1 rRNA gene is annotated in these 255 nt (G+C 51.0%); it reads right to left on the reverse strand.

Annotation, left to right across the window (positions count from 1 at the left end):
* Positions 1-252 (reverse strand): 23S ribosomal RNA (locus tag VSR82_RS40270); the annotation flags it as partial.
* Positions 253-255 lie beyond the last annotated feature (3 nt).

Here is a 255-nt window from a genome sequence, read left to right on the forward strand (position 1 = left end):
GTTCGGCTAACACTGCAAATAAAGAGTACAGGCTGATCCCATTTCGCTCGCCACTACTTTGGGAATCTCGGTTGATTTCTTTTCCTGCGGTTACTTAGATGTTTCAGTTCACCGCGTTCGCTTCACGTAGCCTATGGATTCAGCTACGGATACTCCATTAGGAGTGGGTTTCCCCATTCGGACATCTCCGGATCAAAGCTTGTTTGCCAGCTCCCCGGAGCTTTTCGCAGGCTACCGCGTCCTTCATCGCCTGTG

It is taken from the genome of Burkholderia sp. JPY481, assembly GCF_038900515.1.
GTDB lineage: Bacteria > Pseudomonadota > Gammaproteobacteria > Burkholderiales > Burkholderiaceae > Paraburkholderia > Paraburkholderia youngii.